The organism is Soonwooa buanensis (assembly GCF_900167905.1).
Classification (GTDB): domain Bacteria; phylum Bacteroidota; class Bacteroidia; order Flavobacteriales; family Weeksellaceae; genus Soonwooa; species Soonwooa buanensis.
In genome coordinates this window covers 79,298-101,489 of record NZ_FUYZ01000012.1, presented here as the reverse complement: position 1 = coordinate 101,489, position 22,192 = coordinate 79,298, and the positions used below count along the sequence as shown (strand labels likewise).

Genomic DNA, 22,192 nt, shown 5'->3' with positions numbered 1-22,192 from the left:
TAAAAACAGAACCTCCATGAAAAAATTATCATTTCTCTTTTTATTATTCGTTCAGTTTTTTATAAATGCGCAAAGTCAACGCTTTTTGTATGAATATAAGATTGCAACGGATTCTACAAATCGCGATTCTGTAATTGTGGAAATGATGCGATTGGATGTTCTTCCAAAAGGTTCAAAATATTATAGCCAGAATGTGTATATGCGAGATTCGATTATGGATTCGAGGTTAAAGAAACACGAATTTGTTAAGAACGCTAATGGCGATATGATGATAAGTAACGAGGGTACGCCGAATGGCGTTATAGAGCACAAAGTCTATAAAACTTATCCTGATTTTAAAATCAATTTTATTAATAAAATTTGGCCAGATTTTTATAATCAAACAGATGATCGAAAAATGACTTGGAAGATTCTTTCAGATAAACAAAAAATAGGGAAGTGGGATTGTCAAAAAGCTGAAACTTATTTTGCTGGACGAAAGTGGACAGCGTGGTTTACAAGTTCGATTCCATTGCAAGATGGACCTTATAAATTTCGTGGATTACCAGGTTTGATTGTTAAAGCGATTAATCTAAATGAAACAATTTCTTTTGAATTAAAAGGCGTTCAAAATATTATTAAGCAAGATTTGGATGACGATTTTGAGAAGCAAATTAATGCAACTCCTGTAACTTATAAACAATATGTGAAACTTTATAAAAATTATCTTAAAGACCCTATCGCTGGTGTTAGAAAGGCTTACACTGATAAAGTTTTACAAATGTATGACGAGTCAGGAAATCTAATTCCTCAAGCAAAAGCGCTTAAAGATTATGAAGCTCGTGCACGTGAGCAATTAAAGAAAAACAATAATGCGCTAGAACCGGACCTTTTAAAATAGAATTTAAACAAAAAAATCCGAAGCTAAAAACTTCGGATTTTTTATTTATTAATAAAAATGATTAGTTCATTTTTTTAGCATCAGCAACAAATTGTGCCAATCCGCTGTCTGTTAATGGGTGTTTTAACAAGTTAAGGATTGATGGAAGTGGCGAAGTGATAACATCAGCACCAATTTTTGCACAGTTGATGATATGCATTGGATTTCTGATAGACGCCGCTAAAATTTGAGTATCAAATAAATAGTTATCGTAGATTATTCTGATCTCTTGGATTAACTCGATACCATCAACAGAAATGTCATCTAATCTACCTAAGAAAGGCGATACGTAAGTTGCTCCAGCTTTAGCAGCTAATAAAGCTTGACCAGCTGAGAATACTAATGTACAGTTGGTTTTAATGCCTTTGTCAGAGAAGTATTTTAGCGCTTTGATGCCATCTTTAATCATTGGGATTTTAACAACGATTCTTTCGTGTAAAGCCGCTAACTCTTCACCTTCTTTGATCATTTCTTCATAAGTTGTTGAAAGAACTTCTGCAGAAACGTCACCATCTACGATATTGCAAATGTCAACATAATGTTTGTTGATTGCTTCTTTACCAGCGATACCTTCTTTAGCCATTAGCGATGGATTGGTTGTAACACCATCCAAAATTCCTAAGTCTTGAGCTTCTTTAATCTGCTCCAAATTAGCAGTGTCGATGAAAAATTTCATTATTTTTTAGTTTTAAAATCTTAATTACAAAGATAGTTTAATTATTTGCCTTTAAACAAAAATTGGAAGCCAAGGCCTCCAATTTTTTTATTTTTTAAGTTCAGCTTCTTTAGCTTTAAACTCATTGAATTTTGCAGTGTTTTGCGTCGCATTGTAAAGTCCTTTTAGTAAAGAAACCATATCGGCATCTTTAGGATCTAATGCATAAGCTTTTTCTGCGTAAGGAATTGCTTTTGCAAATCTTGCACGGCGTAACTCCATCACTTTGTTAGCTTCGTCAATTTTTTTAGCTTTTCTTAGGGCGTTGAATTCATCAACTGCTTTAGAATCATCTCCCATTAATAAAGAAACCATATTATCGTAAGCGTTTTTGTTATTTGGTTCAATGCTTATGGTTTTATTGAAAGCTTCTTCAGATTCTTTTTGCTTTGATGGATCATTTTTGTAGATAACACCTAGGTTATACCAAGCGTTGGCATCGTTTGGATTTTTTGCAATTTGTGATTTTAGACTATTAACAAATTGTTCTGTCTTTCCAGATTTGTAATAGGCGATCCCTAGCGCATTAGCTAATTTGGTATTATTAGGATATTTTTTTAAGCCTTTTTCAATTAAAGAAATAGCATCGTCATATCGACCCAGATCCATTAGTAAAACTGATTGGAAGTCGTAGATTTCTTCTTCTTTACTCGGTGTTTTTTCTTCTTTAAAGTCAACATAATCACCAGAAGCGCCCATTTTTTTATACAAATCAAAAGTTGCTTTATCTAAAGTATCAACCTGATTGGTTTTTTTATTTTTTGCTGTATAAATTGTTTCGGCACCAGTATATCCCATATCCAATAATCTTTGGAATACTTTAGAAGCTTCTTCCTTTTTCTCGCCTTGTGCATAAGCTATACCTGCAGAGTAAAGAACAGAAGGGTTATCAAATAATCCTGCTTTTGATAAGTCGTAAGATTCTTCAAAAAGCTTAGCAGCCTGCGTGAAATTTTTAGCCTCGTAAGCTGTAACTCCATTCTTGTATGCTGTTTGGAACATCGGAATTAATTGCGGACTAATTTTACTAGCTAATGATGGCGAATATTTTTCTTCTTTTAAAGATAATCCAGCACCTAGTTTATCAGCTTGTTCTTTTCCAACAAAGTAAACTTTATTTTTGTCATTGTCTTTACCAGAGTAGATTGTAGACTTTCCTAAATCTGTAATTTTTGAAAGGATTTGTGCACCTTCCGCAATTTTTCCAGCTTTTACTAGGCCAAGACCTTTAGCGTAATAATATTGTTCTTGAAGAGATGGCTCTAATAAATAGATTTTGTCTCCGAAAATAGCTTCAGCTTTTGATACTTCAGCCGCAGTTCCGTTAACATCGCCTTGGTCTGCAGCTTTTACTGCATTAGCGATTTCTTTTTTTTGAGCAAATGACAGCGAAGCCGCAATCATTGTTAAGCTTAAAAATATTTTTTTCATTTATTTTAAAATTTATTCTTCGTTATTGTTGTCTTCGTTTTCTTCCGTAGTTTCTGATGTTGGATTTTCTTCAGAAGATGTTTCATTTACAATTGTTGTACCATCTTCGTTAGTTGTTGCTTCTCCGTTTTCAGAATTTTCAGATTCTTCATCCTCAACATCTTTGTCCATTTCTACTTTTGCAATCGCAGCAATTTCGTCATTTCCTTTAAGGTTAATCAATTTAACACCTTGTGTGTTTCTACCCATCACACGAAGTTCTGCAGTGTTCATTCTAATTGCAACACCAGAACGGTTGATAATCATTAATCCATCTTCGTCTGTAACTGATTGGATTGCGATTAGATCACCCGTTTTTTCAGTAATGTTAAGTGTGATAACACCTTTACCACCACGGTTTGTGATACGATAATCTTCAACAGCAGTACGTTTTCCGTAACCTTTTTCTGATACAACTAATACTGTATCATTTTCTAAATCATTAACGACGATCATACCGATAACTTCGTCGCCTGCTCCAAGGTCGATTCCACGTACACCAATCGATGTTCTACCAACGGCACGTACTTTTTCTTCTGGGAAACGAATACATTTACCACCTTTAGAAGCGATCATAATTTCAGAACTTCCGTTCGTTAATTTAGCACCTAAAAGCATATCGTCTTCACGGATTTCAATCGCGTTAACACCATTAGTTCTTGGTCTAGAATATGCAGCCAACGATGTTTTTTTGATGGTTCCGTTTTTCGTAATCATCACCACATTCATTTGACTTGTGTAGTCTTCGTTTTTAAGATCTTTGGTACGGATGTAAGCTTTAATCTTATCATCTGGTTCGATGTTGATAAGGTTTTGAACCGCTCTACCTTTAGCCGTTTTAGAACCTTCAGGAACTTCGAATACTCTTAACCAGAAACATTTTCCTTTTTCTGTGAAGAATAATAAATACTCGTGGTTGGTTGCAGTAACGATGTATTCTAAGAAATCTTCGTCACGCGTTGTTGCACCACGATTACCTACGCCGCCTCTTGACTGAACTTTGTATTCTGAAAGAAGAGTTCTTTTAATATAACCAGCGTGTGAAATTGTCAATACAACTTTTTCGTCTGGGATAAGGTCTTCGATTGACATTTCTCCACCAGAATAATCGATTTCTGAACGTCTTTCGTCGCCATATTTTTCTTTAACTTCAAGAAGTTCATCTTTAATAATTTGATATCTTCTTGGTTCGTTTGCTAAAATATCTTCCAAGTCATTAATTAAAGCCATGATTTGTTCGTACTCATCACGGATTTTGTCCAATTCCATTCCTGTAAGACGAGCAAGTCTTAGGTCTAGAATCGCTTGCGCTTGGATGTCGCTAAGATCGAATTCTGCAATTAAGCCTTCCTTCGCTTCTGCTGGATTTGCACTATGACGAATAATAGAAATAGCTTTGTCCAAAGACTCTTGCGTTCCGATTACCTTCATGAATCCTTCTAAGATATGCGCTCTTTCGCGCGCTTTTCTCAATTCGTATTCGGTACGTCTAACGATAACAACGTGACGGTGATCTACGAAATGATGAATGATATCTTTTAAGTTAAGTTGCTCTGGACGACCTTTAACCAATGCGATATTATTAACACTGAAAGACGTTTGTAGCGCCGTATACTTGTACAATAAGTTAAGAACAACATTCGGAATTGCGTCGTTTTTCAATTCATAAACAACACGAAGACCGTTTCTGTCAGACTCGTCACGGATTTCATAAATTCCAGGGATTTTATCATCTTTAACCAGTTCTGCAGTTCTTGCAATCATTTCAGCTTTATTAACCTGATAAGGAATTTCTGAAACGATAATTGCATTACGATTTCCGATTTCTTCAAAACCAACTTTAGCTCTCAAAATAATACGTCCACGACCTGTATGGAAAGCATCTCTAACACCATCGTAACCGTAGATAATACCACCAGTTGGGAAGTCAGGTGCAATGATGTGCTTCATCAATTCATCAATCGTAATTTCACGATTATCGATGTATGCACATATCGCATCAATACTTTCTGACAAGTTGTGTGGCGCCATATTAGTTGCCATACCAACCGCGATACCAGACGCACCATTCACCAATAGGTTAGGGATTTTCGTTGGTAAAACTGTTGGTTCAGTTAAACTATCATCGAAGTTATTTTGGAAATCTACAGTTTCTTTGTCAAGATCTGCAAGGATTTCGTCAGAGATTTTTTTAAGTCTAGCCTCGGTGTAACGCATTGCTGCTGGCGGGTCACCGTCCATAGATCCGAAGTTACCTTGACCATCTACCTGCTCGTAGCGAAGACTCCAAGGTTGAGCCATACGTACCATTGCATCGTAAACCGAGCTGTCGCCGTGTGGGTGATATTTACCCAAAACGTCCCCAACAATTCTGGCAGATTTTAAATATTTTCTATTAGAAAAAACACCCAAGCCATACATCCCGTAAAGTACTCTTCTGTGTACTGGTTTTAATCCGTCTCTTACGTCAGGTAAGGCTCTGGAAACAATTACCGACATCGAATAATCGATATAAGAGGACTTCATTTCATCAACAATGTTGATAGGAATTAACTTTTCTCCTTCTGATCTCATCTATATTCTTTAAAATTAACCGGGAAAATTCCCTATTTTTTAGTTCTTTAAAATTGATTTTAATGCTATTTTTGCTAAAATTTTCCATTAGCAAACGCATCTGCTAAAATACGAAAATTTTGCCTAATATTGCCTATCAAATTCAACTAATTGTCTAATTAAAATCAAATAAATGAGTATTTTAAGTATCACTTTTCATACAACCGAAAATCGTATTCCAGAATGGGATCAATATTGTGATAATGAGCTTCATAACATGGTCGAAAACTTAATAGATGTGGACAAATATATTCTGTCCGAAGTTAGCACTGATATGGTAAGAGAAGGTCGTAATACCAATCTTCTTTTGGTCTTCGCAAATGAGGAACTAAGAGAAGGATTCCTGTTAAGCGAGCTTCCAAATATTGCTGAACGCATCGATAAGGTTTTTGGACAAGAAGTGATGATTTTTCCAACGATGTTAAATCCAAAAAGGCTCAGATTTTAAAATCCGAGCCTTTCTTTTTTGATATATTGATTTGATTAATTTCTTCTACTCATCAAGATTCTAAGAATGTACCAGAATAGTAACATGATTGATGAGAATAATTGTAAAGATGCCCCTACATATTGATCTGTAGCATAGGTGTCTTTTAGTTTGCTAGTTTGGTATAGGATACTTGCAGATGCTATCAAAATCATCCCTACAGAAAACCAAAGCCCTAAGTTGAATCCGAAAATTGCGCCTGCAACAATAAGTCCTAAAGCGACAAATCCTCCAATTACAATGATGGATCTTAAGAAAGAGAAATCAGTTTTACTAAAGAAAGCATAAGCGCTAAGTCCAACAAATAAAGCTAATGTAAGAATTGCAGCTTGATAAATAACGTCTAAACCTGTGTATCCAACTGCAATGTACATGATTGGTAAGAAGATGATAGCTTCTAATAAAACATAAAAACCAAGTCCCATGTATTGTGTCGAGCGGCTTTGCGCCAGTGTCCACTTGTTAGCTAATGTTGATGCCAGCCAAAATGCACCAAGGATAAATAACCAAGTGAATTTTTGCTGAAACATTGCAAAAATATATTGTTCTGGGACGATATTAATTAATACTGTTTCGACAACGATGAAAGCCAAAATTGCTAAAGCAACGTGTCCGTAGGTTTTCTTGTAAAATTCTGCCTTTTCTAGGTCGGTAGCTTGTGATACTAATGTTTGCATATTGTGTTATTTTTTATTCTTTTTCGAATATAGAAAAATATTATTTTCCAACAAAAAAAGAACCTCATTTGAGATTCTTTTTTAATATAATTTAAGAAAAAATTTATTCTTGTGGACCTTTAGGTTCTTCTTTTGGACCTCCAAATACAAATTTGATTAATACAGGAAGTGTTGTAACAAGAACAATGATAATGATGATCCATTCTAGGTGAGACTTAAGATCGATCCCGAATTGATCTTTAAAAACTTTATCTAAATAATGTCCTGCAAATACCAAACTAAATGACCAAAGCACCGCACCAATAATGTTATCTATCAAAAATCTTTTCTTGTCCATTTTAACAATACCAGCAACAATCGGGGTGAAAGTTCTTACAACTGGTAAAAATCTAGCCATAATAACCGCCATACTGCCGTGTTTTTCGAAAAAGTCATGCGCTTGATAAAGGTATTTCTTTTTGAAAAGCATTGTGTCAGGACGTTTGTACAAAGCTGGTCCAGTTTTAACACCGAAATAATATCCAACTTCGTTACCGATGATTGCAGCTAAAGAAATACAACTTGCGAGAATTGTTGTGTCTAACAAATCGTTGCCACTTCCTCCAAAAGTTTCCTTGATAATTTCTACGGCATATATTCCTGATACAAAAAGTAATGAATCGCCTGGTAGAAAGAAACCAACAAATAATCCTGTTTCTGCAAAAATGATGAATAATATTAGCCAAAACCCACCCATTTTAATGTAAAACTCGGGGTTTAATAAGTCTTTCCAGCTTTCAAAGTGTTCCATATTAATTTTTGTGTCGCAAATATACTTAATTGATTAATTTTATCTATGATAAAGGGCGTTAATTTTAGTTAAAATTTATCGGTTTTAAAACTGACTTTCATCAGCTTCGGCTTGTCCTTCCGCCATTAGAAAGGATTTTAAGAAGGCGGTTATGTTGCCATTCATCACGCCATCAACATCCGAAGTTTCAAATCCTGACCGTACATCTTTTACCAATTTGTAAGGATGCATAACGTAATTTCGGATTTGGCTTCCCCATTCAATTTTCATTTTGTTGGCTTCAATTTCGTTACGGGCGCGCATTTTCTCTTCAAGTTCCATTTCATAAAGTCGAGACTTCAAGAGTTGCATCGCTTTTTCTTTGTTTTGAAGCTGAGAGCGTGATTCGGAGTTTTCTATGATAATGCCAGTCGGTGCGTGTCGAAGTCTAACTGCGGTTTCTACCTTGTTAACATTCTGTCCACCAGCACCGGAAGAACGCATGGTTTCAAAACTAATATCAGCAGGATTAATATTAATTTCAATCGTGTCATCAACCAAAGGATAAACGTAAACCGAAGCAAAACTCGTATGTCGCTTTGCGTTACTGTCAAACGGCGAAATTCTCACCAAACGATGGACGCCATTTTCACCTTTTAGATAGCCAAAAGCAAATTCGCCTTCGATCTCCAAAGTCACCGTTTTGACACCAGCCACGTCACCTTCTTGGAAGTTAAGTTCCTTAACTTTATAGCCTTGCTTTTCTGCCCACATGATGTACATACGCATCAACATCCCAGCCCAATCGCAGCTTTCGGTTCCGCCAGCGCCAGCCGTAATTTGAAGCACTGCAGAAAGCTCATCGCCTTCGTTGGAAAGCATGTTTTTGAATTCTAAATTTTCAATTTTTTCGACAAGTTTTGGGAAATTTTCGTCCAGTTCTTTTTCGCTGTCAGCATCTTCTTTTGCAAATTCTATCAAAACTTGCAAATCTTCGAACTCAGTAAAAATATCTTCGTAATCTTCAACCCATTTCTTTTTAGAACGAAGTTGTTTTAAGAAAACTTCGGCTTCTTTTGGATTATCCCAAAATTCTGGAGCAGCCGTTTTTTCGTCATCGTTGCTGATCTCGATTTTCTTTTTTTCGATTTGAAGATACTTGTGCAAATCCTTAATTCTGGCACTGATTTCTTTTATCTGGTCGTTGTTGATCACGGGTGTTTGTCAATTAGTTTTGCAAAATTAGGCATTCAAAAATATTTAAAGCCATTTTCTACGAATTATTCTCGGGATTTTCATCTTTATTAAAACCGATACTTCGCACAGGTTCTTCTTTTCTAATATAGAATTGAAGTTCTTGTTGCAACGTCAAGATTCTTGGATAAAATTCTTCCTCCGAATTTATACTTACTTCTTGCAAAAATAAATGTATACTGTTGAGATATTCTTGTGTCAATTTGCCCGCAGCTTCCTTGAGCGCAGCATCCAAAATTGTCTGATCAATTTTTAAAGTTGTAACTTCTTTTTTTAGATAAAGATTTCGGATTCGTTTTTTGAGACTTTGTGTAAAGTCAATAATCATCGTGTTGGAGAAAGCTTTCATTTTTTGTGCAGTCTCTCTCCAGAAAGGCAGTTGGTCGGCTTTGTTATATTTTAAAACTTCTAGTAAAGTAGCGTCTTCGGCAAGATTCTGTAACATATAATACAAAATCATTTCGGCGCGTTCTTGCGGATTCGGCGGGAAAATCGGAATCATCACATCAAAGCGTCCTGGCGCAAGGATTTCTGAATCTATATCCGAGACATTTTTTGCAGCGCCAATCATTAAAATATGCTCTTTCTCGAACTTGTCGATGGTATGGAAAATAATATTTTTAGTTTCTTTAAGCTCCCAAGCGTAACCATCTTGACTTTCTTTTTCTTCCATAATAACATCGAAATCATCTAAGAACAGAAGGATTTTTTCTTGCTTCATGATGCTAACTAAAAAGTCATTAAAATCAGATTTTTCATTATTAAAGAAATTAGTTTTCAGATAAGATTTTCGGATTTCCTCGAATTTGTAATCGATAATTTTTGCAATGCGTTTTGCCCAAAATATTTTTCCGCTTCCTGGAGGGCCATAGAGAATAATTCCTGCCGCACGATGGATTCCCCAATTGTTAAGCTGATTCTCGTCGGTGAAAGGTTCTAGCATGTCGATAATGTAAAAATACAAATCGCTGTAACCGATAAAATCTTTTTGAAAAAGTGGCGTTTTCTTCCCAAAATAATCATATACAAATTGATAATCGCCGCCTAATTCTCGATCGATATTGTAACTAGACACAGACGCTTTATAAAGTCCGTTGTCAAAAAGATTTTTATGTTCTTTATTAATTAAATCATCAACTTCTTCTATGGGTTTCGAAATTGTTTCGGCAATATCTTTTGGTGTTTTCTCTTTTTCTAGGTCGCTGCTGTATTTTGATAGAAAGTCTTTTTGTTCTTTAACAAATTTTGTAAATTCTGGTGTCGCTTGCATTTTGTCATTGATGACAGAGTCGATATTTAATTCAAAATCTTGAACGAATTTTTTTAAATTCTCCGTAGGTATGTTGATGTCTTTTGCAAGACTTGAAAAATCTGTAAGCATATTCTTTCTTTTGTTCTAAATTATCAAAAATTATACAAACTTGGTTTGTGCTGACATTTGTTCATGAAAATTATTACAATTAATTTTGTCAAATGACTTGGGATGAGATTTTAAAACCGATAAAAGAAAGCGACTATTTTAAAAATTTGTGGCAAAATGTTAATCTGGAATATGCGTCCAGTAAATGTTTTCCACCAAAAGACCAAATTTTTCGCGCTTTAGAATTGACGCCTTTTGATGAGGTTAAGGTCGTAATTATTGGTCAAGATCCTTATCATAATGACAACCAAGCCAACGGACTTTGTTTTTCTGTGACCGAAGGTGTTAAGGCGCCACCATCACTTAAAAATATTTTTACTGAATTAAAAAACGACCTCAATATTGATCGTTCCAAAACCGAATTGGATGATTGGGGAAAGCAAGGTGTTTTGCTGCTGAATGCAACGTTGACGGTTAAAGCGCACGAGCCCAATTCTCACAAAGATTTGGGTTGGGAAAAGTTCACCAATTTTATTATCGAAAAAATTTCGGAGGAAAAGGAAAATGTTGTTTTTGTATTGTGGGGCGCTTTTGCACAAAAAAAAGCAGGATTAATCAACCCTGCTAAACATTTTATTCTTCAGTCTGCGCATCCGTCGCCGTTTTCGGTACATCGAGGATTTTATGGAAGTAAGGTTTTTTCCAAAATCAACGAATGTTTAACATCGAAACAAAAATCAGCGATTGACTGGTAATTTATTTCTGCTTTTGAATTTCTAAACCGATAGAATTTTTGGTGCCTGCTGGTTTTTCATTTTTGGAAGGATAAGGCGAAACGGTTTTTAAACTAATGTCGTAGCCATAGACTGTTTCGGACTTTTTAAGACCGCGAGATTCCATTTCGGTCGTTGCTAATTGTATTGTTCTAGGTCGAGAACTTGGCGTCATGACTTCTAGCTCCGCAACTGCAACGCCTGCCCAAACGCAAGTCATGCCTTCTGGACAGCGGCTATCTTCGATAATTCCGTTATATTTTATGCTTAGATCTGTACCTGCGATTTGTTGATAATCGCCCATGTCGATATTTACTTTTTTCAAACCTGATGTGTTTGTTGATTGGCTGCTAGTCGATGTAGAAGTTGAACTAGAGTTGGATGTAGAAGTTGTTGTTTTCTTCTGCGCTTCGCAACTTAAAATTCCTAAAGATAGGATAGTTGTTAATAAAATAGGACGTATCATAGTTTAATATTTTGTGAGGTTTAAATGTATTTAAAAAAATGCATAATACATAACTACCAAAAACATTGCCATTCCGACCATGAAGTTGAATCCTGTCCCATAAAGGAAGCCTATTAAAGCGCCTTTCATAGAGTTGAAAGCTTTTTTCTTGTCGTTCATGTCATGCAGAAGTTCTCCAATTAACACACCCAAAAGCATCCCGATTAAAAAGCCAAAAGGAACCGGAATTAAAAACATACCAGCAATTGTCCCAACAAATGAGCCAATACTTCCCCAGCGTGTTCCGCCATATTTTTTGTTAGTTCTTGCAGGAATTACATAATTGAGAACTGCGGAAATTGCTGTCAAAAATCCGAAAATCCAAACGTATAACATCGGCATATCTGAATCTGTCCCAAATTTAAAAATTAAAAATCCAGCCAAACTTATGACCAATCCTGGTAAAACGGGGAGAAAAGTCCCGAGAATCCCGATGATTAATAATATGATGCTGACAAGTGTGATTAATCCTTCCTCCATGTTCTAAATTTGAGTTAAAAATAAGGATTTTCGGTAAGGTGAAAAATAAATTGTTAATTTTGTAAATATGAAAGACGAATTGGACGATACCAAAGATTTTTTGCAAAACATTAGTGATCAGATTAATGTTTTTTTTGCACAGTATTTTCGAGGAGATGCTGCTTGGATTTTTCAGGTGACGTCCAAAATTTTGGTGCTATTAGGCTTTTTGTTTTTAGTAGATTTTCTGATCAAATTAGGCTTTAAACTCGTATCAAAATATTTTTCGAATCCAGAAAAGTATCCATTTGTTTATTCATTAATTAAAGCTCGTTTTTTCAATTCAATTGCGCACATTATTGCGTTGGGGCTTTGTACGTTTGCTCTGGATTCCATTTTTTATGCGGGCATGCACAAGATTACAAAAGGTATTCTTGATAAGATTGTCGACATTGGACAAGTTGTTGTTATTGCAGGTTTGGGCTTGCGACTTTACAATGCCATCGAGAATTATTATATCCTTGCTAAAGACAGTTATAAGCTGATTGCTTTTCGTGCGATTTCGCAAACCGTTAAGATTTTTGGTGGTGTAATTTTGTTTTTTGTCGCTATCAAAATCATTTTTAACATCAGTGCTGGTACTATTTTAGGAAGTCTCGGGGCGATAACTGCGGTTATGGTTTTGGTGTTTAGAGATACTATTTTGGGTTTTGTAACGGGAATTCATGTTGCGACTTCTCGAAGTTTGAAAGTCGGCGATTGGATTGGTATTCCGAAATATAATCTGGAAGGAAATGTTATGGAAATCAGTCTTTTAACAACCAAGATTATGAACTTTGATAAAACGATTTCGACTGTGCCAACTTATGATTTGATGACTACCGAAATTCGAAATTATCAAGTGATGACAGAAGGTAATCTTCGTCGTATAAAGCGATCGATGATTTTTAATATTAAATCATTTCATTTTTTGACAGAAGAACAACTTGATCGTTTTGAAAAAGTGAATTTAATTTCAGATTATATTAAAACCAAACGTTCTGAAATTGAAAAAGAACAAAGCGATTATCACAATCCAGAAAATGATCTCAATCGTCAACAATTGACTAATATTGGGGTTTTCAGAAAATATGTGGAAACTTATCTTAAGAATAATCCAAATATCGAACAAAAAGAAATTATCCTTGTTCGACAACTCGAAAATACAACGCAAGGTCTTCCATTGGAGATTTATTGTTTCACAATTTACTCGAATTTAGCAGATTACGAGCGCGTTCAGTCAGATATTTTTGACCATCTTTTAGTCGCTGCACAAGACTTTGAGTTGGAGATTATGCAAGTCAATAAAATTTAAAATCAAATTAAAAAATGACAACAAAATTAAGTGTCAATATCAATAAAATTGCAACTTTAAGAAATGCAAGAGGTGGCGATGTGCCAAGTGTAACACAAATCGCGATTGATGCACAGAAGTTTGGTGCACAAGGTATCACCATCCATCCGCGTCCCGACGAAAGACATATCACTCGCAAAGATGTTTATGATCTAAAACCTTTGGTAACAACCGAATTTAACATTGAAGGAAATCCTTATCCAGATTTTATTAAAATGGTTTTGGAAGTGAAACCCGAGCAAGTAACTTTAGTTCCTGATGCCGAAGATGCGATTACTTCTAATGCTGGTTGGGATTGTAAAACACATTTGGATAAGTTGACAGACATCGTTTCGACCTTTAAAAATGCTGGAATCCGAACTTCGATTTTCTTAGATCCAAATCCAGAAATGGTGGAGTGGGCGGCAAAAACTGGAACAGATCGCATCGAGCTTTACACGGAAGCTTTTGCGAAAGAATATCCAAACGATCCAGAAGCGGCGATTAAAGATTATTATGAAACTGCCGTTAAAGCCACAGAATTCGGTTTAGGAATTAATGCAGGACATGATTTAAGTTTAGAAAATTTAAAATATTTTTCGGACAATATTCCTAATTTGTTGGAAGTTTCTATTGGTCATGCTTTGATTTCGGAAGCATTGTACATGGGATTAGAAAATACAATTCAAGCTTATCTGAAGCGATTGGCGAAGTGGTAAATTAAACACAAATCACAGATGAAAAATTATTTTAAAAACTTATTATCAACTACATTTTTAGCATTTACTTCTATTGCATTTTCGCAAGATAATGTTAAGGAATTTGAAATTAATTCTAAAAATGGATTGGTGGACGAAAATGGAACTGAATTAGTAGAGCCTAAGTATAAAAACGTCAAAAAATTGCAATATGGAAAGCTGTTTTTGCTGAGTGATGGTAGTGACGCTGATGTTTACTTTAATGCCAACACTAAGAAAAAGCTTTTGCTCGATCATCTAAGTTGGGATGTTATTACAATGAATGGCAAGCCACATCTTAAATACTCTGACAAAGCTGATAAAAAGACGTTTTTGATTGACATTAATGACGATCAAATTATTCCATTAAAACAATATTATCACTCAATAAAATCGGTGGGCGATTATCTTTTGACGATGGTTGAACCTAAAAAATTACCAGCTAAACCTGAACCTAAAATTATTGATAAGAAAACGGGTTTGCCCCTAATTCAGAAAGTTCCCGAGGATAGGTATTCCGAGGATTTTATAGTTTATAAAAATGATGGAAAGTTTGTTCCTATTTTTAAGGCTTACGCAAAGAATTTTTATCCATTGTATGAGGATAAACGAAAAGTAACAAAGGAAAATAATATGGTGATTGAGGAAGTTAAAATTATCGATGTTTCTGAACAAAATTCTGAAAACTTCGATTATTTGGCTTTGAGTGATTATCGAAAAAACAATGATATTTTGATTTATGATTCAAAATTCAAAAAAGTTGGCGCGATCAATTATGATGGTCTGGACGAGTATAAAATTTCAAATTTAGCTTCCGAAGTTTTGAAAAAAGAATTGAGCGTGTCTCCATTTTCTAGATCTGGGATTTCTCCAGTTTCGGGACCTGGAGGACCGATGCGTGTTGATTACCCACATTTAATAATTGAAAAAAATGCAGACGGAAAAAATATCCTATATCAAGTGAAATCCGAAACTGAAAAACTAGCTTTGTTCTCAACTTCCAACAATATCGATGTTTACGGATCTTCAAAAATTAATATAGAGACAAAGGATAAAAAAGATGATGCAGGATTCTCAGTCGGCGTGGACAGTGGAAAGATTTATTTTCCTAAAAAATACTGGGAAAAATTTAATATGAATTAAAAAGAAAATGGAAATATTACATTCTAAAATATATGGAGAAGATAAGGCTGGGACGCCTTTGTTGGTGTTACATGGACTTTTCGGAATGCTCGATAACTGGGGAAGTTTCGGGAAAGAATTTGGCGAAATGATGCCAACGCATTTGTTGGATCTGCGAAATCACGGTAGAAGTTTTCATTCGCCGTCGATGACGCATGATGATTTAGCCAACGACATTATCAATTATATGAATGCTCACAATATTGATAAAGCCTATCTTTTGGGACATTCTCTTGGTGGAAAAGCGGTGATGCAATGCGCCATCAATTTCCCTGAAAAAGTAGAAAAACTTATCGTTGTCGATATTTCGCCAAAAGCATATCCACCACATCATCAAGGTATTATTAAAGCTTTGCAATCGGTTGATTTTTCTAAAGTTGAATCGCGTCACGATGTGGAAGATGTTCTTAAAGAATTTATCCCAGAGACTTTTGTTATTCAGTTTTTGATGAAAAATCTTTATTGGACGGATGACAAGAAGTTGGATTGGCGTTTTAACCTACAAACTTTGGCGGATAACTATACAGAATTTGTTTCTAATGCTATTAAATTTGGTGTTTATAATGGTCCGACTTTGTTTATGAAAGGTTCTAAGTCCAACTATATTCTTCCACAAGACGATTTCTTAATCAAGCAACAGTTCCCAAATTCTAGTTTGGTAGAGATTGCAAATGCCTCGCATTGGGTGCAAGCCAATAATCCAACGGATTTTGCAATTGCGGTTAAAGCATTTTTGTTTGATAAATAAGAGGTTTTAATTTAGAGTTTCAATGCGTATCTTTGTCGGGACTTGATTTTATAAAAACTACAGCTTGGAGGCACATCCGCAGGAAAAATACATTTTAGTAACTGGTGCAACGGGGATTTTGGGGCGCGTCATTGTTTTAGAACTTCTGAAACAAGGACGTAAAGTTCGTGCTACCAAACGTCCAAATAGCGATTTGAAAGATGTTCTGCATTCGTATAAATTCTATACAGACCAGCCTGATTTTTATTTTAACCAAATCGAATGGATTAATACTGATTTTGACGATATTTTTTCTTTAGAAAAAGCTGTTGAAAATGTCTCCGAAATTTACCATTGTGCTGCAAAGGTTAGCTTTCACCCGAAAGATCGCGACATGATGTACAAAACCAATATCGAAGGCACAAAGAATTTATTGTACGCTGTGCAAGATTCTAGCGTCGAAAAATTTTGTTTTATAAGTTCTGTTGCCGTTTTAGATGGTTTTAATGATGAAAAATTACAAGACGAAACTTGTGATTTTAATTCTAAATTAGATCATTCAGCTTATGCTAAATCCAAACATTTCTCTGAAATGGAAATTTGGCGTGCTGCCGCAGAAGGTCTCAATGTTGTCATCGTTAATCCGTCGATTATCATTGGTTCTGGCAATTGGTCGAGTAGTAGTGGTGAGATGTTTGGGCAACTTGCAAAATCAGGATTTTCGACAGATGGATCTTCAGGTTATGTTGACGTTCGTGATGTGGCAAAAATTAGTATTCAGTTGATGGATTCTAATATATTTGATCAAAGATTTGTTTTAAATTCTGAAAATATTAAAAACGAAATCATCGCTAACAAAGTGAGAACAGCTGTTGGTAAATCTCCTGTCAAAATTATTTCTAAATCTGTTTTAAATATCGGAAGAACGCTTAATACTATATTTGGTTGGCTTATTCCGAGTCTTCGTATGGCGAACAAAGTTAATATTGAAGCCATAACTTCTGAGTCCAAACTCAGCAATCAAAAAATTAAAAAACAATTGAATTTCGATTTTATGCCCGTTTCGGAAAGCTTCGATTTTCATTTGAAAAATTATATACTAGATAAATAATGAATATTGCAAATTTCCTGATAACCAATGCACAAAATTATCCTCTAAAGCAGGCTATCGGTTTCAAAAGTGGAGCAGGATGGTCGCATCTTAATTGGAGAAAATTGAAGACGGTGGTTTTCAAAACCGCAAATGCATTGAAGGAAGCCGGCATACAAAAAGGTGACCGTGTTGCGATCTATTCTGACAATTCTGCGGAGTGGATCACGATGGACTTGGCGACTTTGGCGATTGGTGCGGTGACGGTGCCGATATATTCGACCAATACTAAAGATCAAGCGAAACATGTTATCTTAGATTCGGGTGCAAAAATTATCTTGACTGGTAACAAAGAGCATTACGACAACGCGATTGCTTTGTTGGAAGAATGTCCAAGTCTTGAAAAGATTATTGTTACCAAAACTTACGAAAGAATTATCCACGACCAAAGTGTTCATCTTCAAAAATTCATAAAACCTGCAAGCGAAAACTTGGAGATTTTGGATATGCAAGAAGATGATTTGGCGACCATTATTTATACTTCTGGTACGACAGGAACGCCAAAAGGCGTGATGTTGATGCATGGGAATTTTGTGAAAGCCTTTGATGCACATTTTGAATTTTTTAAATTTAAAAACTTTGAAGACGAACATTCTTTTGCATTTTTACCATTAACCCACGTTTTCGAAAGAAGTTGGACTTTATTAGCAATGTCTGGCGGTGCAAAAGTTTCGTTTTTGACGAATACAAAAGCCATTGCGGAAGAATTGCCGATTGTGCAACCAACGATGATGTGTTCGGTTCCGAGATTTTATCAGAAGATTTATATTAAAATTCAAGAAACGATTCAGAGTTCTTCACCTACTAAACAAAAGATTTTTAATTGGGCTTTGGGTGTTGGTTCTCAATATCACGAATTAAAACGACAAGAAAAATCAATTCCATTGGGATTGAGTTTAAAATATAATCTTGCCAACACTTTAGTTTTCAAAAAGATAAAAGGACAGTTAGGCGGTAGATTGTGGTTTATGCCTTGTGGTGGTGCTTCAATTTCTCCTGAGATTGCAAAGTTTTTTGATGCGATGGGCATTCATTTGACAGTTGGCTACGGACTAACTGAAACGACAGCAACTTTGGCGCTTTATCCTTTAACTAAATATAAGTTTGGGACAACTGGTCGTACATTACCTGGCGTTGAAATTAAAATTGGTGATGACGAAGAGATTCTTGCAAAAGGAAACGGCATCATGAAAGGTTACTACAATCGTCCTGAAGAAACGGCGAAAGTCTTTACCGAAGATGGTTGGTTCCGAACGGGAGATTGCGGAACGATTGACGCAGAAGGAAATTTGACAATTACTGATCGTATCAAAGATTTGATGAAAACCTCGAATGGCAAGTATATTTCGCCACAAGCGACGGAGAATCTTTTGACCAACGATGCTTTTGTACAACAAGCGGTTCTTATTGCAGAAGGTCGATCTTATGTAACCGCTTTAATTGTTCCGAATTTTGAAACTTTGGAAGAAAAAGCAAAACAAGAAAATATTACGTATCAATCTCATGAGGATTTAATTAAAAATCCGATAGTTGTGGAGTTTTATAATCAAAAAATAAATGAACTTCAAAAAGATTTAGCATCTTACGAAAAGATTAAAAAAATAAGTTTGTTACCACGAGATTTCCAAATGGATTTAGGTGAAATGACACCAACTTTGAAAGTTCGTCGTAAAGTGGTTGTAGAAAAATTTGCTGATCTTATCGATGAAATGTACAAAGGTCATTAATTGAAAATTAAGTCCCGAAGGGACGTTTTAGTACAGAATAGGATGTAATCCTATGAATATAAGGTAAATTTATTTTCGATTAAGTCCCGAAGGGACGTTTTAGTACAGAATAGGATGTAATCCTATGAATATAAGGTAAATTTATTTTCGAAGAAGTCCCGAAGGGACGATTTAGTACAGAATAGGATGTAATCCTATGAATATAAGGTAAATTTATTTTCGAAGAAGTCCCGAAGGGCCAATTTAATAAAGAATAGAATGTTTGATATATGTTATAAAATCCCGAAGGGATGAATTATCATAGCCTAGGACGGAAGTCCTAGGAAAATAAAACATTTACACAATAATCCCTAAGGGACAAATAATCATAACCTAGGACGCAGTCCTAAAAAAAACTATGGAAAATCAATTTTTAGGAAATAAAGACTTTAATATTAGTAATCAAACGGTGACAGAATCTTGTCCATCGAATATTGCGATTATTAAATATTGGGGAAAATACGAAAATCAGATTCCAGCGAATCCAAGTATTAGTTATACGCTTAACAACTGTAAAACCAATACAACAATGGAATTTTTAACGAACGAAGAGTTTTCGGTTCAAACATTTCTTGCAGGAAGTGAAGAAAAAAAATTCGCTGAAAAAATTGAAAAATATTTTAAAAATATTGAAAAGTATTTACCTTGGATTCTGAAAGGTAAGTTCATTATTAAAACTGAAAATACTTTTCCTCACAGTTCTGGTATTGCAAGTTCGGCTTCTGGTTTTGGCGCGATTGCAAAATGTCTAATGGCTTTGGACGAAAAATTTTCGACGGAAAACCACCAACCAACAATCAGCAACTTAGATATTCAAAAAGCTAGTTTTTTAGCGAGATTAGGAAGTGGAAGTGCTTGTAGAAGTCTTTACAACGGTCTAATTGTTTGGGGAAAAACCAAGGAAGTTGCAGAAAGTTCGGACTTGTTTGCGGTTCCTTATCCGAATGACGAAATTCACCCGATTTTCAAAAACTTTAATGATTGGGTTTTGTTGATTCATGAAGGTGAAAAAAGCGTTTCTTCTACTGTTGGCCATGGATTGATGAACACAAATCCTTATGCAGAAAGACGTTTTCAAGAAGCTCATGAGAATTTTGAAAAGCTAAAAACGGTTCTAGCGACTGGCGATTTGGATGGTTTTATCAAATTGACAGAACACGAAGCTTTGACTCTTCATGCGATGATGATGATGAGTGATCCTGCTTTTATTTTGATGAAAACAGGTACTTTAGAAGTGATCAATAAAATTTGGGAGTTCAGAAGAATTACAAGTTTGCCGTTGTTTTTTACTTTAGATGCTGGCGCGAATGTTCATCTTTTGTTCCCGAATCATCTTGAACAAGACAAAATTGAAAACTTTATCAACCAAGAATTATTGCCATTTACGCAGAAAGGCGGTGTTGTTAAAGATGTGATGAGGTTCTAATTTTTAATAAAGAAATAATTTTATAAGTTGAGTAGAGTGAAGATTCTACTCAATTTTTTTTTAATGTTAAAAAAAGCTAGAAAAAAATAATCAATCAGTTTTGTGAACTTTTGTCACTTTGTGGTTTAATCAAATTCAAACGAAGGGAAAGATCAATTTTGAACAAAAAAATCTAATTTTAAATTTTAAAAAAACATTATGAAAATCCACCACATCGCAATAATTTGTTCTGATTATGAGGTTTCGAAAAAATTTTATACTGAAATTTTAGGTTTAAATATTATCCGTGAAGTTTATCGTGAAGAAAGACAATCTTACAAATTAGATTTAGCAATTGATAATCATTATGTTATCGAGCTTTTTTCGTTCCCGAATCCACCCAAAAGAATATCTCAACCAGAAGCATGTGGACTACGACATTTAGCTTTTTCGGTTGAAGATGTCGAGCAAAAAAGGCAAGAATTTATTTCAAAATCTTTAGTCTGTGAGGACATCAGAATTGATGAATTTACCGAGAAGAAATTCTTTTTTACACAAGATCCAGATGGACTGCCATTGGAGTTTTATGAAAAATAATTAATGTGCATAGCCACTGATAAAACTTACAAACATAATTCCCAAAACGATTAAAGAAATTACAACATATGTGTAATCTTTCTCTTTTAGATAACCGATTAGCGCAAAGATAATTCGCATTAACGGTGTGAGAATCAATAGTAAAATCCCTAATTGGATAATGCCCATGCCTTCAAAATGCTTAAGCGAATTCCAAAAGCTTTGCCATACATTTTCACTAGGAATACCAAGTTGATCGTAGTTTTTTGGCATTTCAAAACCTTCAAGATAAAGCTTAATAAAACCAACTAATGAGGTTGTTACTGACAAAATAACGCCCAGACGAAGAAGATTTCCTACCGAGCGGTTAAGGTCCAAATCTGTGAATTCCTTTCTCATTTGTCGTTATTTAAAATTGTTGGTTAGACCGTTATACATCATATAAATCGACAAAATTGTAATAACAATCGCGAAGAAAGTTTTTAGTTTTTTAGTTTTAGAAACCATCAAAGTTTTAGCGCCGATAAGACTTCCCACAACAACGCCAATTAATACTGGCGCAACAATTACAGGGATAATTTCACCTCGCTGAAAATAAATCAACGCACCAGCAACCGCCGTTACACCAATCATAAAATTACTAGTCGTCGTCGAAACTTTGAAAGGTAATTTCATCATATTATCCATGGCCAAAACCTTTAGTGCACCCGATCCGATACCAAGTAAACCAGACATTGCACCTGCAAAAACCATCATCAAAAATCCAGGAACTGTGTTTCTCGCCGAATAGTTTTTGATAACGCCTTTGTCTGGGAAAGTCCCATAAAGTTTTAGTTTGTCCTCGAGACTTCCTTTTATTAAAGTTTCCTGATGATCAGGTTTTCCTTTTAAATTTAAAATTACAGTTAGAATTAAAATACTGGCGAAGATAATCCCGATGGTGTTAGGATTTAACATCCCCGAAACCAAAGCTCCCAAAATAGCGCCCGCAGTTGTTGCAATTTCTAAAAACATCCCAATTCGCATATTGGTAAAACCTTCTTTTACAAAAGCTACCGCCGAGCCTGAAGATGTGCCGATAACCGAGATAAGAGATGCGCCGATGGCATAATGCATTGGGACGCCGAAGCCTAATGTTAAAAGCGGGATAATGATGACGCCGCCGCCTAGTCCCGTTAGTGAGCCTAATAGTCCTGCTGAGACTGCACCTAGGAATAAAATGATGATTTCCGTCATATCGCAAATATAATTGTATTGCGTCGCTTCTGCAAAGAAT

The 22,192-nt window shown here is 35.2% G+C and carries 22 protein-coding genes; 11 read left to right on the top strand and 11 right to left on the bottom strand.

Annotation, left to right across the window (positions count from 1 at the left end; all coding sequences use genetic code 11):
• Nucleotides 1-16 precede the first annotated feature (16 nt).
• Nucleotides 17-880 (top strand): GLPGLI family protein, encoded by an 864-nt coding sequence (locus B5X62_RS14040; RefSeq protein ID WP_079668113.1) that lies wholly within the window; start codon nucleotides 17-19, stop codon nucleotides 878-880.
• A gap of 61 nt (nucleotides 881-941) precedes the next feature.
• On the opposite strand, the gene fsa is transcribed toward B5X62_RS14040, so the two are convergent.
• From fsa to gyrA, 3 genes are all read right to left on the bottom strand, one after another.
• Nucleotides 942-1,595, bottom strand: a complete 654-nt coding sequence (fsa, locus tag B5X62_RS14035; protein WP_079668112.1) for a fructose-6-phosphate aldolase — start codon at nucleotides 1,593-1,595, stop codon at nucleotides 942-944.
• Nucleotides 1,596-1,682: 87 nt separating this feature from the next.
• Nucleotides 1,683-3,065 carry a tetratricopeptide repeat protein gene (locus tag B5X62_RS14030; protein WP_079668111.1) on the bottom strand — a complete coding sequence of 461 codons (1,383 nt, stop codon included), beginning with the start codon at nucleotides 3,063-3,065 and terminating at the stop codon, nucleotides 1,683-1,685.
• 12 nt (nucleotides 3,066-3,077) lie between these two features.
• Complete coding sequence (gene gyrA, locus B5X62_RS14025; RefSeq protein ID WP_079668110.1) at nucleotides 3,078-5,678, bottom strand: DNA gyrase subunit A; 2,601 nt, start codon at nucleotides 5,676-5,678, stop codon at nucleotides 3,078-3,080.
• A gap of 172 nt (nucleotides 5,679-5,850) precedes the next feature.
• On the opposite strand from gyrA, the gene B5X62_RS14020 reads away from it, so the two are divergent.
• On the top strand, nucleotides 5,851-6,165 hold the full coding sequence (locus B5X62_RS14020; protein WP_079668109.1) for a DUF4286 family protein: 315 nt from the start codon (nucleotides 5,851-5,853) through the stop codon (nucleotides 6,163-6,165).
• Nucleotides 6,166-6,200: 35 nt separating this feature from the next.
• Here the strand turns inward: B5X62_RS14020 and B5X62_RS14015 are convergent, their stop codons facing one another.
• From B5X62_RS14015 to B5X62_RS14000, 4 genes are all read right to left on the bottom strand, one after another.
• Nucleotides 6,201-6,881, bottom strand: coding sequence for a Bax inhibitor-1/YccA family protein (locus B5X62_RS14015; protein ID WP_079668108.1), 681 nt, complete (start codon nucleotides 6,879-6,881; stop codon nucleotides 6,201-6,203).
• 103 nt (nucleotides 6,882-6,984) lie between these two features.
• The gene (locus tag B5X62_RS14010; protein ID WP_079668107.1) at nucleotides 6,985-7,671 is read right to left on the bottom strand and encodes a DedA family protein; all 687 of its coding nucleotides are present in this window, start codon (nucleotides 7,669-7,671) and stop codon (nucleotides 6,985-6,987) included.
• An 84-nt stretch (nucleotides 7,672-7,755) separates the two neighbouring features.
• A complete protein-coding gene (gene prfB / locus B5X62_RS14005; RefSeq protein WP_079668106.1) occupies nucleotides 7,756-8,865 on the bottom strand; it encodes a peptide chain release factor 2 in 1,110 nt (369 codons plus the stop codon).
• Between the two features lie 58 nt (nucleotides 8,866-8,923).
• The gene (locus B5X62_RS14000; RefSeq protein WP_079668105.1) at nucleotides 8,924-10,285 is read right to left on the bottom strand and encodes an AAA family ATPase; all 1,362 of its coding nucleotides are present in this window, start codon (nucleotides 10,283-10,285) and stop codon (nucleotides 8,924-8,926) included.
• A 92-nt stretch (nucleotides 10,286-10,377) separates the two neighbouring features.
• Here B5X62_RS14000 and B5X62_RS13995 point away from each other — a divergent pair, with 92 nt between their 5' ends.
• Entirely contained in the window at nucleotides 10,378-11,019 is a 642-nt protein-coding gene (locus B5X62_RS13995; RefSeq protein ID WP_079668104.1) for a uracil-DNA glycosylase, read from the top strand.
• Nucleotide 11,020: 1 nt separating this feature from the next.
• Here the strand turns inward: B5X62_RS13995 and B5X62_RS13990 are convergent, their stop codons facing one another.
• Both B5X62_RS13990 and B5X62_RS13985 read right to left on the bottom strand, forming a co-directional pair.
• On the bottom strand, nucleotides 11,021-11,503 hold the full coding sequence (locus B5X62_RS13990; RefSeq protein ID WP_144038398.1) for a hypothetical protein: 483 nt from the start codon (nucleotides 11,501-11,503) through the stop codon (nucleotides 11,021-11,023).
• Nucleotides 11,504-11,533: 30 nt separating this feature from the next.
• Nucleotides 11,534-12,022: a DUF456 domain-containing protein gene (locus B5X62_RS13985; protein WP_079668102.1), complete on the bottom strand. Its 489-nt coding sequence runs from the start codon at nucleotides 12,020-12,022 to the stop codon at nucleotides 11,534-11,536.
• 67 nt (nucleotides 12,023-12,089) lie between these two features.
• Between B5X62_RS13985 and B5X62_RS13980 the strand changes: the two genes are divergently transcribed.
• The 8 genes from B5X62_RS13980 to gloA2 all read left to right on the top strand — a co-directional run bounded on the left by B5X62_RS13980 (nucleotide 12,090) and on the right by gloA2 (nucleotide 20,937).
• On the top strand, nucleotides 12,090-13,355 hold the full coding sequence (locus B5X62_RS13980) for a mechanosensitive ion channel family protein (protein WP_079668101.1): 1,266 nt from the start codon (nucleotides 12,090-12,092) through the stop codon (nucleotides 13,353-13,355).
• 14 nt (nucleotides 13,356-13,369) lie between these two features.
• Complete coding sequence (locus B5X62_RS13975) at nucleotides 13,370-14,092, top strand: pyridoxine 5'-phosphate synthase (RefSeq protein ID WP_079668099.1); 723 nt, start codon at nucleotides 13,370-13,372, stop codon at nucleotides 14,090-14,092.
• 18 nt (nucleotides 14,093-14,110) lie between these two features.
• The gene (locus tag B5X62_RS13970; RefSeq protein ID WP_079668097.1) at nucleotides 14,111-15,253 is read left to right on the top strand and encodes a hypothetical protein; all 1,143 of its coding nucleotides are present in this window, start codon (nucleotides 14,111-14,113) and stop codon (nucleotides 15,251-15,253) included.
• A 7-nt stretch (nucleotides 15,254-15,260) separates the two neighbouring features.
• Nucleotides 15,261-16,040 carry an alpha/beta fold hydrolase gene (locus B5X62_RS13965; protein ID WP_079668095.1) on the top strand — a complete coding sequence of 260 codons (780 nt, stop codon included), beginning with the start codon at nucleotides 15,261-15,263 and terminating at the stop codon, nucleotides 16,038-16,040.
• A 64-nt stretch (nucleotides 16,041-16,104) separates the two neighbouring features.
• Nucleotides 16,105-17,130: an NAD-dependent epimerase/dehydratase family protein gene (locus tag B5X62_RS13960; RefSeq protein WP_245797204.1), complete on the top strand. Its 1,026-nt coding sequence runs from the start codon at nucleotides 16,105-16,107 to the stop codon at nucleotides 17,128-17,130.
• The gene (locus B5X62_RS13955; protein WP_079668093.1) at nucleotides 17,130-18,896 is read left to right on the top strand and encodes an AMP-dependent synthetase/ligase; all 1,767 of its coding nucleotides are present in this window, start codon (nucleotides 17,130-17,132) and stop codon (nucleotides 18,894-18,896) included. The genes B5X62_RS13960 and B5X62_RS13955 overlap by 1 nt, the downstream gene beginning before the upstream one ends.
• Before the next feature lie 397 nt (nucleotides 18,897-19,293).
• On the top strand, nucleotides 19,294-20,361 hold the full coding sequence (locus tag B5X62_RS13950) for a diphosphomevalonate decarboxylase (RefSeq protein WP_079668091.1): 1,068 nt from the start codon (nucleotides 19,294-19,296) through the stop codon (nucleotides 20,359-20,361).
• A gap of 198 nt (nucleotides 20,362-20,559) precedes the next feature.
• Nucleotides 20,560-20,937: an SMU1112c/YaeR family gloxylase I-like metalloprotein gene (gene gloA2, locus B5X62_RS13945; RefSeq protein WP_079668090.1), complete on the top strand. Its 378-nt coding sequence runs from the start codon at nucleotides 20,560-20,562 to the stop codon at nucleotides 20,935-20,937.
• Here gloA2 and B5X62_RS13940 read toward each other — a convergent pair whose 3' ends face one another.
• Together B5X62_RS13940 and B5X62_RS13935 are read right to left on the bottom strand one after the other, a co-directional pair.
• Nucleotides 20,938-21,315, bottom strand: a complete 378-nt coding sequence (locus B5X62_RS13940; RefSeq protein WP_079668088.1) for a DUF1634 domain-containing protein — start codon at nucleotides 21,313-21,315, stop codon at nucleotides 20,938-20,940.
• Between the two features lie 6 nt (nucleotides 21,316-21,321).
• The gene (locus tag B5X62_RS13935) at nucleotides 21,322-22,152 is read right to left on the bottom strand and encodes a sulfite exporter TauE/SafE family protein (protein ID WP_079668086.1); all 831 of its coding nucleotides are present in this window, start codon (nucleotides 22,150-22,152) and stop codon (nucleotides 21,322-21,324) included.
• Between the last annotated feature and the right edge of the window lie 40 nt (nucleotides 22,153-22,192).